The sequence below is a fragment of the Uliginosibacterium sp. 31-12 genome (genome assembly GCF_030548425.1).
Classification (GTDB): domain Bacteria; phylum Pseudomonadota; class Gammaproteobacteria; order Burkholderiales; family Rhodocyclaceae; genus Uliginosibacterium; species Uliginosibacterium aquaticum.
Genome location: NZ_JAUOOA010000003.1, coordinates 316504 through 328991, shown reverse-complemented (window position 1 = coordinate 328991; position 12488 = coordinate 316504). Strand labels below are relative to the sequence as shown.

Annotated in this window: 11 protein-coding genes; 6 read left to right on the top strand and 5 right to left on the bottom strand. The window is 65.7% G+C overall.

What is annotated here, in order from left to right; translation table 11 throughout:
- Positions 1 to 17: 17 nt before the first annotated feature.
- The 5 genes from Q3Y64_RS08645 (at position 18) to Q3Y64_RS08625 (ending at position 6222) form a co-directional block, all read left to right on the top strand.
- On the top strand, positions 18 to 1943 hold the full coding sequence (locus Q3Y64_RS08645) for a ribonuclease catalytic domain-containing protein (protein WP_303561001.1): 1926 nt from the start codon (positions 18 to 20) through the stop codon (positions 1941 to 1943).
- Between the two features lie 11 nt (positions 1944 to 1954).
- Complete coding sequence (locus Q3Y64_RS08640) at positions 1955 to 2959, top strand: energy transducer TonB (protein ID WP_303560999.1); 1005 nt, start codon at positions 1955 to 1957, stop codon at positions 2957 to 2959.
- Between the two features lie 19 nt (positions 2960 to 2978).
- Positions 2979 to 3422, top strand: coding sequence for an energy transducer TonB (locus Q3Y64_RS08635; protein WP_303560997.1), 444 nt, complete (start codon positions 2979 to 2981; stop codon positions 3420 to 3422).
- On the top strand, positions 3415 to 4434 hold the full coding sequence (locus Q3Y64_RS08630; RefSeq protein WP_303560994.1) for an acyltransferase: 1020 nt from the start codon (positions 3415 to 3417) through the stop codon (positions 4432 to 4434). The genes Q3Y64_RS08635 and Q3Y64_RS08630 overlap by 8 nt, the downstream gene beginning before the upstream one ends.
- Before the next feature lie 165 nt (positions 4435 to 4599).
- On the top strand, positions 4600 to 6222 hold the full coding sequence (locus Q3Y64_RS08625) for a methyl-accepting chemotaxis protein (RefSeq protein ID WP_303560992.1): 1623 nt from the start codon (positions 4600 to 4602) through the stop codon (positions 6220 to 6222).
- Between the two features lie 39 nt (positions 6223 to 6261).
- Here Q3Y64_RS08625 and Q3Y64_RS08620 read toward each other — a convergent pair whose 3' ends face one another.
- From Q3Y64_RS08620 to Q3Y64_RS08600, 5 genes are all read right to left on the bottom strand, one after another.
- Positions 6262 to 6960, bottom strand: coding sequence for a YafY family protein (locus tag Q3Y64_RS08620; protein ID WP_303560990.1), 699 nt, complete (start codon positions 6958 to 6960; stop codon positions 6262 to 6264).
- 50 nt (positions 6961 to 7010) lie between these two features.
- Entirely contained in the window at positions 7011 to 7379 is a 369-nt protein-coding gene (locus Q3Y64_RS08615) for a VOC family protein (protein ID WP_303560988.1), read from the bottom strand.
- 71 nt (positions 7380 to 7450) lie between these two features.
- Positions 7451 to 9775 carry a heparinase II/III family protein gene (locus Q3Y64_RS08610; RefSeq protein WP_303560986.1) on the bottom strand — a complete coding sequence of 775 codons (2325 nt, stop codon included), beginning with the start codon at positions 9773 to 9775 and terminating at the stop codon, positions 7451 to 7453.
- A gap of 101 nt (positions 9776 to 9876) precedes the next feature.
- Positions 9877 to 10635 (bottom strand): exodeoxyribonuclease III, encoded by a 759-nt coding sequence (gene xth, locus Q3Y64_RS08605; protein ID WP_303560984.1) that lies wholly within the window; start codon positions 10633 to 10635, stop codon positions 9877 to 9879.
- Positions 10636 to 10793: 158 nt separating this feature from the next.
- Positions 10794 to 11897: an autotransporter outer membrane beta-barrel domain-containing protein gene (locus Q3Y64_RS08600; RefSeq protein ID WP_303560981.1), complete on the bottom strand. Its 1104-nt coding sequence runs from the start codon at positions 11895 to 11897 to the stop codon at positions 10794 to 10796.
- A 115-nt stretch (positions 11898 to 12012) separates the two neighbouring features.
- On the opposite strand from Q3Y64_RS08600, the gene Q3Y64_RS08595 reads away from it, so the two are divergent.
- Positions 12013 to 12414, top strand: a complete 402-nt coding sequence (locus Q3Y64_RS08595) for a hypothetical protein (protein WP_303560979.1) — start codon at positions 12013 to 12015, stop codon at positions 12412 to 12414.
- The last annotated feature ends 74 nt before the right edge of the window (positions 12415 to 12488 follow it).

The window sequence follows — 12488 nt, the reverse complement described above, 5'->3', positions numbered from 1 at the left end:
CCCGCAGGCTGAATTTGATGAATGTGCTGTTTGAAGAGGACGGGTCTTTCAAGACCGCCACCATCCTCACCGATAACGATTCCTCCCTGCAGGTGGAAACCGCCACGGGCAAGCGTGTGAAGCTCAAGGCGGCGAATGTGCTGCTGCGTTTTGCCAGCCCCTCTGCGGCTGATTTGCTGGCCCAGGCCGATGTACTCACGGCCGACATGGATACCGAATTCCTGTGGGAAATGTGTGGCGACGACGAGTTCGCCTTTGCTGAGTTCGCGGCCGATTATTTCGGTCACACGCCCTCGGCGGTCGAGTCGAGCGCCGTGCTGGTGAAGCTCTTCGCTTCGCCGATCCACTTCCATCGCAAGGGCAAGGGCCGCTTCCGCAAGGCGCCGCCCGAAATCCTCGCGGCCGCCCTGGCCGGTGCCGAGAAAAAGCGCCTGCAACAGGAGCAGGTCGAGCGCATGAAGACCGAACTCATGGCCGGCACGCTGCCCGCCGAATTTCCGGCCATGCTGCAGGCCTTGCTCTACAAGCCGGACCGTAACCGCCTGGAGACCAAGGCGCTTGAAGCGGCGGTGGACGAGAGCGGTCAGTCCGCGCCGCGCCTGCTGCTCAAGGCCGGCGCCTTGAAGAGCAGCCACGAACTGCATCTGGGCCGCTTCCTGTTCGAGTATTTCCCGGAAGGCACGGCCTTCCCGGCGCTGGCCGCCCCGCCCCTGCCGGAGGATCTGCCGCTGGCACGGGCCTCGGCCTTCTCGATCGACGACGCCACCACCACCGAGATCGACGACGCCTTTTCGCTGGTGCCGCGTGCCGAAGGTGGCTGGACAGTGGGCATCCACATTGCCGCGCCGGGCCTGGGCATCCGCCCCGGCTGCCCGATCGACGCGGTGGCCCGCAAGCGCCTGTCCACGGTGTACATGCCCGGCAACAAGATCACCATGCTGCCGGATGAGGTGGTCAGTGCTTACACCCTCGGAGAAGGCCAGGCCCGCCCCGCGCTGTCGCTCTACGTCGAAGTGAATCGCGACTTCAGCATCGCCGGCATGGCGAGCCGTATCGAGCGCGTGCATGTGTCGGCCAACCTGCGCCATCACGACATCGAACCGGTGTTCAACGAAGACAGCCTGCAGGCCGAGGCCTTGCCGGATGCGCCTTACATGACTGAGCTGAAGACCCTGTGGGAGTTCGCCACGGTGCTGGAGGCCGGGCGCGGCAAGCCCTCGGCCAACCAGAATCAGATGGACTTCAACTACTACGTCGACTGGTCGCAGGAGACGCAGGATGGCCCGGGCTTCATCACCATCGAGCAGCGCAAACGTGGCTCGCCGCTGGACAAGCTGGTCGCCGAGCTGATGATCCTGGCCAACTCCAGCTGGGGCAAGCTGCTGCATGAAGCCGGCCTGCCGGCGATCTACCGCATCCAGGCGGGTGGCCGGGTGCGCATGAGCACGGCGGCCGGCCCGCACGAAGGCCTGGGCGTGGATAACTACGCCTGGAGCTCCAGCCCGCTGCGCCGCTATGTCGACCTCTGCAACCAGTGGCAGCTGATCGCCCACCTGCGTGGCGAAGCAGCCCCGTTCGCACCGGGCTCGGCCGAGCTGGCGCACGCGATGAGCGATTTCGACGCCACCTACAGCGCCTACAACGAGTTCCAGCGCGGCATGGAGCGCTACTGGTGCCTGCGCTGGCTGCGTCAGGCCGGGGTGAAGGAAACGCCGGCCAAGGTGCTGCGCGAAAACATCCTGCGCCTGGAAGAGGTGCCGCTGGTGTTCAAGCTGCACTCCCTGCCGGCGGGTGTGAATGCGCATGAGCGCGTGCAGGTGGGCGTCGACAAGGTGGATCTGATCGACGTCGAGCTGCGCGGCAAGTACCTCGCCACCCTGGCGCCGCTGACCACCGCGGAAGACGGGACCGACGGCGAAGAAGAAGAAACGCCGCTCGCGTAGAATTCCCGCGCATGTCTGCCGCTACTCCCCGCCCCTCCACCCCCAAAGCAGCCAAGGCTGAAAAGCCTGCTGCGGCGGTGAAACCTGCTGCCTCGGCTAAGTCGTCTTCTTCCGGCAAGCCGGCGCGCAAGCGGGTGCGGGGCCGTTCCCTGTCCTGGCTGGGCGGCCATGCCCTGGGCTTGGGGATTGCGCTGTCGGTGCTGTTGCACGGCGTGTTCGGCGCGATGAATTTCGTGGCGCCCCCGGGCGGCCTCAAGAAGCTGGAGGAAAAGGGCCTCCAGGTGGTGCTGGTGAATTCCCGCCACAAGAAGCCCCCGCGCGATGCGCAGGCCTTGGCTCAGGCCAACCTCGATGGGGGGGGCGAGCAGGCTGACCAGAAACACATGCCGACTTCGCCGCTGCCGCCGCAGGATTCGGTGCGTGATGGCGAGGCCGTGGCCGAAGCCCAGCAGCGTGTGCGCCAGATGGAGGCGCGCCAGCGTGAATTGCTGGCCCTGGCGCAGGGCAGCAAGAAGCAGGTGGCACCCGAGCGGGCCAAGCAGAGCGAAGAAACCCCTAGCGAAACCAAGCCTACCGAGCGTGGCCTTGATCTGAATTCGGCTCAGGCCATCGCGCGCCAGGAGGCGGTGGTGGACAAGCTCGTCAAGGATTACGCCTCGCGGCCGCGCAAGGGCTTCATCTCGCCGCGCACCAAGGAACACAAGCTGGCCATGTACGGCGAAGCTTTCCGCCTCAAGCTGGAGCGTATCGGCGAGGTGAATTTTCCGCGCAGCGCGCGCGGCTCCATGTACGGCAGCGTGATGGTGGTGGTCGAGATCCGCCCGGACGGTTCGCTCGAATCCGCCGAGATTGCCCGCCCGAACGCCAATCCCAAGCTCAATGAAGCCGCACTGCGCATCGTGCGGCTGGCTGCGCCCTATGCGCGCATCCCGGATGAGCTGCGCAAGGATTACGACATCCTGGTGCTGGCGCGCACCATGAACTTCACGCGCGACGAGATCAGCGTCGAGCAGTGAGCGCTGACAGGGATCACACATGTCCAGACTGATTGCCGCCAGCCTCCTGCTGCTCGCCCTGCTGCCGGCCGCCCGGGCTGACGAGGCGCCACTGGCGGCGGCCAGCCCGCCAGCTGAAGCCGCCGCGCCGCGTACCATCGTCGTGGCCCTGCGCAGCCGCGAAGCGCGCCTGGCCTTCTATCGTGAGGCCTGCCTGCAACAGATCCTCTCTGAATTGCGCGAGCGGGTGCCGCGCGATGCGGCAGGCAAGGTCGCCCATGGCAAGAGCCTGCTGTCGCTGGAAGTGGCTGCCGATGGCAGGCTGGTGGCGAGCGAGCTGATCCAGCCGGATACCAGTGCGGCCCTGAATGCAGCGCTCTTGCAAAGCGTGCAGGCGGCCGCGCCCTATCCCGCTTTTTCACCGGCGTTGAGCAAGGATTACGATCACATGGTCCTGATCCTGCCCTTCAATTTCGGTGACTGAGAAGCGCCTCACGCACGCTTCCAGCGGGCCAGAGGCGGCCCTCGAAAGTTTGCGCGTGCTGGCCGCCGCGGCCGTGGTCTGCGTGCATGTGGCGGCGACCGCCCTGCTCGCTGCGTCCGATGCCGTGAGCTGGTGGAGCGCGAATCTGTGGGACAGCTTTGCGCACGGGTGCGTGCCGGTCTTCGTGATGCTCAGCGGCGCCTTGCTGCTCGGTCGCCGCGAGCCGGCCTCTCATTTCTGGCGCAAGCGCGCGGCGCGCCTGGTGTGGCCGCTGGTCGGCTGGAGCCTGATCTATCTCGGGCTGCAGGCCTGGCAGGCTGCGCACTGGTCGCTGCCGGGCCTGCTGGCTTTGCTCGTGCGCGGCACGCCTTATTACCACCTCTGGTATCTGTGGATGTTGCCGGGCCTGTATCTGGCCACGCCGGCGCTACGCCTCTGTGTGGCGCGCTGCTCGCGGCGCCAGTTGTGGTGGCTGTGTGCAGGGCTCAGCGTGCTGGCGGCACTTGAGGTGCCGCTGGGCTGGAGCAAGCAATTTTTCCTGAGCAGCAGCCTGGCGTATCTGGGCTGCTATCTGCTGGGCTGGCTGTTGTTCACCCAGCCAACCCAGCCGCCTGTGCGCTGGCTGTGGGCCGGTTTTTTGCTGGCCGGCGCTGGGGTGGCTGTGGGCGCCGGGCTGCTGCTGCCCCTGCTGGGAGCACAGGCCATTGAGTGGATGTATGCCTACCCGAACCCGCTGGTGTTGGGCATGGGCGCCTGTGCCTTCATGCTGGGCCTGCGCCTGTTGCCGGGGAAGGCCTGGGCCGGGTGGCTCGCACAGTTCGCGCCGCTTTCCTTCGGCATCTACCTGGTCCATCCGCTGTGTTTGCTGGGTCTGTCGAAAGCCGGCCTTACGGCCCTGCACTGGCATCCGGCACTGGGCATTCCGCTGCTCAGCGGACTGGTGCTGCTGCTCTCGGCCGCCGGTGTGGCCTTGCTGGCGCGGCTGCCGGGGATGTGGCGCCTGGTCCGCTGAGCGAAGGCTGCATACGCTAGCGTTTTGAGTTGGGTCAAGTAAGGCGCGGGTGGCTTCAAGCTTGGCTGTGGCCGGCCGTTAGGACCTGATGGCCCGCTTCCTTTGTCACCCTGAGCGTGACGCAGATACGGCCTCTCCTTTGACTCCTGTGCATTCCCCACGGCCATGAACCTCAGCGTATCCAGCCGCCTGCTCGTGATGAGCGGCGCATCCATCCTGTCCCTGTTCCTGGTTTCATTGGCCGGTTTCTTTGCCGCCAGAGCCCCGCAACAGAGCCTTGAGCAGTTCCAGCAGAACCTGCTGCCAAGCATGGAGCTGGTGGCTGATATCGAGCGCGATTTCCTGGCCGTGCGGCGCCTGATCACGGTGCACGTCACCGAGCTGTATGACACCAAGAAGAAGGAGGATCGCGCTGCGATCATGGCAGCACGTCAGCGCATGGATGCCGCCTTCGAGCGTTACAGCCGGGAGATGGTGGTCGACGAGGAGGACCGCAGCCTGCTCGAGGCGGTGCGCAAGGAAGTGGCCACTTACGATCGCGTGCGCGACGAGGTGCTGGCCAAGTCCGATGATTTCGATGTGGATGGCGCCCGCGATGCCCTCACCGGCATCGGCGTGGCGCAGGGCAACAAGGTTTCGGAGGCGATCAAGGCCCATCGCGAGTACAACCATCGGCAGGCGGACCGGATGGTGCAGGCGGCCTCCAGTCAGGCCTCTTTACTGCTGACGGTCTCCTGGATCGTGGCCTTGCTGGCGACCCTCATCAGTGGTGGCCTGGCTTTCATGCTGATCCGCAGCGTGCGTGTGTCACTGCATGCGGTGCAGGATACGGTCGAGCATATTGAGCGCCGGCTGGATTTCACGCGGCGTATCCCGGTACTGCAGCGCGACGAGCTGGGGGCCATCGCAGGGGCGATCAATCGCCTGATCGATCGCATGCAGGGCAATCTGCAGACCATTGCCGGCAACGCCCAGTCCCTCGCCGCCGCCGCCAGCCAGACGGCCGGATCCTCCGAACAGGTCGCACGCGCTTCGCTGCAGCAGAGCGAAGCCGCTTCCGATATGGCGGCGACCGTCGAAGAGATGACGGTGAGCGTCAACCATGTGGCCGAACGCGCTCAGGAGGCGAACCAGCTCTCCAATGCGTCGGCACAACTGGCGGCCAACGGCGAACTGGTGATCGGCCAGACCGTGCGTGACATCAATGACATCGCCGTGGTCGTCGCGGATTCCTCGGCCCGCATCCACGAGCTGGAGGCACATGGCGAACGCATTTCCAGCGTGGTGGCCGTGATCAAGGAAGTAGCGGATCAGACCAATCTGCTGGCCCTCAACGCGGCCATCGAGGCCGCCCGGGCCGGTGAGCAGGGGCGCGGCTTTGCCGTGGTGGCCGACGAGGTGCGCAAGCTCGCCGAGCGCACCCGCAGCTCCACCCAGGAGATCGGCTCCACCATCGAGGCCATGCGCGGCAGCGCCTCTGCGGCGGTGGCCTGCATGCAGGAAGCCGTGCTGCGGGTCGGCACCGGCGTCTCTGGCGCGGAAGAAACCAACCAGGCGATTCAGGTGATCCGCAGCGGTAGCCGCGACGCGGTGCAACGCGTGGAAGAAATCGCCACCTCGATCCGTGAGCAGGGCGCCGCCACCAACTCGATCGCGATCCAGGTCGAGAAGATCGCCCAGATGTCCGAAGAAAGCAGCGCCGCCGCAGGCGAGAGTGCCGACGCGGCGCGTGCCCTGGATCAGCTGGCCCGCCAGATGCACGAAATCGTGGCGGCCTATCGGCTGTGAGGGGGGAGTAAAGTTGGCGCGGTTTCCGTGGCTGCGGCGTCAGTCACGCGCAATGCTGACGCCATGACTGGCTTCGAGTTCGTCGAAGAAATCATTGAGGCGCCGGCCCGGCAGATCAGGGAAGCGGACGGGCAGGGTGTCGAGATGCTGGATGCGGTCGACACGGAAATGGCGGAAGCCCTCGCGCAGTTCGCACCAGGCAATCAGGGTCCAGGCGCGTCCCCAGAAGAACAGGCCCAGCGGCCACAGGCGGCGCTGTGAGGGGGTCTGGTCTTCGCGCACATAGGCGATGTGCACGATCTTGTGCTCGCGTACTGCAAGGCGCAGCGGCTGCAGCCAGGGGAGCAGATCTGCGCCGATCGGTGGCACGAACAGGCGGGCGAGCTGGGCTTCGCGTTTGAGCGCTTCCGGCAGCACGTTGTGAATTTTGGCCAGCGCAGCGCCGGCCGAACGCGCCAGTTCCGCATCGCCCCAGGCCTGCACCATGCGCGAGCCGACCAGCAGGGCTTCGAGTTCTTCCGGGCTGAACAGCAGTGGCGGCACATCCAGCCGGTAGCGCAGGCGGTAGCCGACTCCGGCCTCACCCTCGATCGGCACGCCGGAGAGGGTGAGGTCGTGGATATCGCGGTACAGGGTGCGCAAGGACACCTGCAGCTGCTCGGCGAGCCACTGGCCGGTGGCATGGCGCCGGGCACGCAGCAGTTCAACGAGGCGGAAGAGGCGGTCGGCGCGGCGCATCAGGCAGAGTGGAGCGGATAGCTGAAGAATCGCACCTTACACCAGGCCGCTCAGTGCATTGAATGCAGGCCGATGACATTGCCCTCGGTATCAAAGAGCAGGGCGAAGTAACCGATCTCGGGGCGGATCAGGGTCTTGGGCGTCACGATCATGCCGCCGGCTGCTTCGACGCGCGCCAGCACCTGGCCCAGGTCGTCGCCACCGTTCAGATAGATACGTACCCCGTCCTTGTGCGGGCGGGCCTGGGCCATCTCGATCAGGCAGCCGCTTACCGCTTCGCCTGCGTGCGGCCAGATCGCCATGCGGCTGTCCGGCCCGCAGGCTTCCGGCTTGAGTTCGATGGCGAAGATGGTTTCGTAGAAACGGCGGGCGCGCTCGAAATCGGCGACGGGGATTTCAAACCAGTGAATGGCATGCATGACAGACTCCTTGTTGCGGTTGAGGAGACGTCATGTTGCGCGGGGCCTGCTGACAGCGTGGTGTCAGCAGGCTAGCGCTGCAGACTCAGTTGCAGCGGCCCTGCAGCGAGTTGCAGCAGCACGCTGCCGTCCGCCTGCTGCTGCCAGCTTTGCGCGCCACTGAGGGTTTTCACGCCAAAGCCGGGGCGCAGCCGCAAGCTCAGTGGCTCGCGCAGCGTGGCGGAGAGACTCAGCCCGTGGGGCGTGCGGAGGCCTTCCAGACTGAGCGCTGCGCTGGCGGAGAGCTCCAGCGGGCCCGCCAGGCTGCGGGCTTCGATCAGGCTGAAGCGCAGCGTATCGCTCTCGCTGCTGAAGCTGGCGGCCATCCCGGCAAGCTGCCAGCCCGCCGCCTCGACCTGCTTCTCGGCCTCGCGGGCGATCAGGACGAGATCATCGCCAATCCGGGCGGCGTAGCCCTTGCTGGCGGGCAGAGTCTGCACATTGGGCAGACCCGCTTCGTTTGCCCGCCAGGGATAGAGCAGGGTGAGGAAATCCTGCTGCTGCGCGGGCGACCTTGTTTCGGTCGTGACATGCCATTCGTTCGGCATTTTCGCTTGGTAGCTGGCGCCCACCGGCGGTTCGAAGGTGTCGCTCTGGCGCATCGTCAGGGCACTCGCTGCCGGGCTGAGGAAGCGCACCGTGAGGCGCGCATCCTTCTGCTGCTGGGTGATCTCGCCACGCTCCGGCACGAGGCTCATTTCGCTGCGGGCATGGAGTTGCCACTGGAACTTCACCGCCTCCGCTGCGCTGGCTTCATCGAGCATCACGAAGTAGCGCCGGTTGACGAAGAACACGTGGCGCAGAGCGCGCTCGGCATGCGGGGAATAGGCGCGGCTGGCGTCGCCTGTGGCAAAGCTGAAGCTGGCGCCATCGGCAAAGCGCGTGATCGTGCCGCTGGCCGAGGCGTCCTTGATGCGCTGGCCCTCGCCGCCGAAGAGCAGCGCGTTCTTGGATTTCGTCTGGCGGCTCCAGCCTACGTGGTGCGGGCTGTCGTAGAACTCGCGGTAACCCGAGTTGATCGCCAGCGGCTGGCCGAAGGCGTTGAGCACGAAGCTGTTCTGGTCGGCAAAGCCATGCGAGGCCGAGCCCTGTGGGCTTGAGCGGAAGGCCAGCATGATGTCGTCCGGCGAGCCGAGTGCTGAGTGCATGCTGACGACGCCGATGTCGTCGAAATAGCGGCTCTGCGGCAGCTCCGTGAGCTTCACGTCAGGCAACGCGGCCTGGCCGGTGCGGAAGCGTTGCAGGAAGGCGTCGATGCCATCGTAGGTGTAGTAGCCGAAGCTGGTCGGTGGTTTCTGCCGCAGCAGGCGCGCATAGGCCAGCGGGTAGGGGTCGGCATTCAGCACCGCGGCCTTTTCGAGGATCAGCGCGATGCTGCCGGAGGGGTTGGCGATGTTGTTCAGATCGCCGAAGAAAGAGCCGCCATAGGGCATCTGGTTGTACACGCCGAAGTAGGCGGTGTTGCGCCAGAAGGGGCGGGCCAGCGGTTCGCTGAAGCCCAGCAGGGCCATGCCTTCGAGGAAGCGTTGGTGCTGGGTGATGCCGGTGCTCCAGTAGTTGAGCCCTTCGGCCCAGCCGCCGGCCGGTCCGCCCCACACTGGGAACTGGCGCAGGTAGTACTCATGGCTCCAGGCCAGCCAGTCCGCTGCAGCCTTGTGTTCGTGCAGCAGCGCGAGGCCGCCCTGACCGAGCGTGGAGATGAAGCGCATCGGGTGGCTCAGCGAGTTGTCCGGCACGGTCGGGCGGGTGAGGCTGAACTTGGGCTGAACCTGACTCGCCAGCACTTCCATGCGTGCAATCAGCGCGCGGCTCACGGTCTTGCGCTCGTCTTCGCTGAGCGCGCCATGAGCCCCGTCGTACGCAAACAGCATGGGGCGCAGGGATTGGATGAAGAGCTCGTCGTTGCTGCGATAGGTGTCGCGGTCGATCGACCAGCTGGCCAGATGCAGCAGCCAGCGCGCGGCTTCGCGGCCGTAGGCGGGGTCTTCGGTGAGCAGCCAGGCCAGCGCGTAGCGTTGTGCCCAGGCGGCGGTGTCATTGGCGGCCTTGTAGCCGGCCTGCCAGAGCTGGGTGCCCTCGCTCGTGCCGTTCTTCACGGCGCGGGGTTCGGGGATCAGTGGCTTGTTGTCCAGCGCGGGCAGGGCCAGCTTCGCGAGCGTGGCGCCGTCCGGTTGCGCCGGCAAGTCTTTCAGGAAGGCACGCAGGGCGGGCAGGTCGGCCGGGCGCAGCAGCAGGCGCGGATGCGTGTTGGCGATTTTCTGGCTGAACTCGGCACTGCGCGTAGCGACCAGATTCGCGTCGCTCTGCGCGAAGACGGGCAGACTCAGGAAGGCGATGAGGCAGAGCAGCTGGCGCATGGGGGTTCTCACGAAAAAGCTGTGCAACGTAGGTGCGACTTCAGTCGCACGCGGAGTGTGGCGGCGGACTGAAGTCCGCCCTACGAAAACCCGCCTCGCTTCTACAGGAGTTCGACCAGCACCGGCGCGTGATCGGAAGGCCGCTCCAGCTTGCGCGGCGCCTTGTCCACCCAGCAGCGCGTGGCCTGCGGCACCAAGGCCTGCGAGAGCAGCAGGTGGTCGATGCGCATGCCGAAATTACGGCGGAAAGCCATCATTCTGTAGTCCCACCAGGAATAGATTTTCTCGGGTTGCTCGAAGAGGCGGAAGGCATCCGCGAGGCCCAGATCAAGCAGGCGGCGGAAGGCTTCGCGCTCGGGTGTGGAGACGTGGATCTCGTCCTTCCAGTCCGGATGCGCGTCGCGGTCTTCCGGGGCGATGTTGTAGTCGCCGGCCAGCACCAGCTTCGGGTGGCGGGTGAGCTCATCCTTGATCCAGGCGGTGAGTGCCGCGAGCCAGTCCATCTTGTAGGCGAACTTCTCCGAGCCCACGGCCTGGCCATTCACCACATAGGCGCTGATGATGCGCACATCACCTACGGTGGCGGCAATGATGCGTTTCTGCTCGTCGGCGAAGCCGGGGATGTCGCGCTGCACGTCCTGCGCCGGCAGCTTCGAGAGGATGGCCACGCCGTTGTAGGTTTTCTGGCCGTTGAACACCGCGTGATAGCCGGCGGCTTCGATCTCGGCGAGCGGGAAGGCCTTGTCTTCGCACTTGAGCTCCTGCAGGCAGACGGCGTCGGGCTGTTCGCTGGCTAGCCAGTCGATGAGATGCGGCAGGCGGACCTTCAGGCTGTTGACGTTCCAGGTGGCAATTTTCATGGCGGCTCGTGTTCTTTGCGGCGCAAGGGTGTTGAGGGTGGTGCAGTCATCCGGCTACGCCGGTGATGATTTGCTTGTGGCAGGCCGGCAGTTGGGCACACTGCCTTGGCTGTGTCCGGCACAGGAAAGGCAGTCGATGCAGGCGGGGCATGAGGTTGTCAGAAAGCGTGCGACAGGAACAGCCCGGCCTCCCAGCTATCCAGTTTGCTGACCCCGATGCTTTGATAACTGGCATTGAGTTCGATCTGTGTGCGGGCACCGAGCGAAACGCGGCCGCCCAGACGAACGAAGCCCAGCCATTCGGCATAGTCGGACTGCAACACGTTGCTGCTGGCCGAATTGGGCCACTGTTTGGTGTAACGGGCTCCGAATTCCGCGAAGGGCACGTAGAGCTGGTCCTTGCCCCGCCTGATTTCCCGATTGATTTCGAAACTACTTTCCGCCGACCAGCTCTCGCTCTGTTGTGCGTCCAGACCGACGCTCACGCTCTGGCCAAGTATCTGGCCGGCAAGCATGAAGGAGTCAGTCTTCGTGTGCTGATAGCTGAGGCCGATACGCGGTCGCAGGAAGCTTTCTTCCGATAAGGCGTGCTGGCCCTGGGCATTGAGGCTCGCGCTGAAAAGTCGTACGTTGGCTTCACCGGATAGGCTGACGACTTGGTGATCATCGCGCTGATAGCCGAGGCCCATGCTGCCAAACAGGGACCAGTGCTCCGAAATGCGCTGGGAGAGGTAGGGGCCGACCGAAAAGCCGCTGGATTCCTGGGTGACGGAGCCGGAATAGCGCCGGCTTTCGGCGTCGAGCGCAGAGGCCATGATTCCGATGGCCAGACCGCTGTGAACCTGGCGGTCCACTCCAAAAGTCAGGGTGCCGCTCCGGCTGCTGCTTTCAAAACCCGAACGCTGATCCTTGGTGCGGAGCGCGCGTGCGTCGGCCCATGAGTTCCAGAGCGAGTCCTCCAGCAAGTCGCGGCCCGGCGTCAGGGGCACTTGCGTGTTTGTCTGCTGCTCGGGCGCGCTGCAGGGATCGAGGCGCTGGGCGCTTGCGTCGATCTGCGCGGAAGCTTGGCCGTGACACGGGAGGGTCATGACTAGAGGCATGCCCTGATCCGGGCGCTGGGCAGGTGGGCGCTCAGGCTGCAGCCCCTCTGGCGGCAGTACGGCAATCGGCGGTGTAGGCCTGACCGGCACGCTCGGGGTGATACCGTCCGGTGGCAGCACACCAAGCGGTGGCTCCGGTCTGGAGGGGAGTGTAGGTGTCACGCCGTCTGGAGGTAGCACCGCGATAGGGGGAGCGGGTCTGACCGGCAGGCTAGGAGTGACGCCCTCAGGTGGCAACACGCCAATCGGTGGCGCCGGCCGGCTGGGGAGAGACGGTGTGACGCCCTCGGGCGGAAGTACACCGATCGGCGGCGTGGGCCTGACCGGCACGCTCGGGGTGATACCGTCCGGTGGCAGCACACCAAGCGGTGGCGTCGGCCTGGAGGGGAGCGTAGGTGTCACGCCCTCCGGTGGCAGCACCGCGATAGGGGGAGTGGGCCTGACCGGCAGGCCAGGAGTGACGCCCTCAGGTGGCAACACACCAATCGGTGGCGCCGGCCGGCTGGGGAGGGGCGGCGTGACGCCCTCGGGTGGCAGTACACCAATCGGCGGAGTTGGTCTGGTCGGGAGTGTGGGCTTTATGCCCTCCGGGGGCAGTACCGCGATTGGCGGCGTGGGGGCAACCGGAGGTCTTGCCGGCGGGCGCCAGTTGGGCGGCACCGTGAGTCCGCCTTTCTGATTTTGGCTGTCGAGCTGGCAAGACTTGTTGCCGTCTGTGCCATACAGCTTGTGGGTGCCCCCATTGCCCGGGGA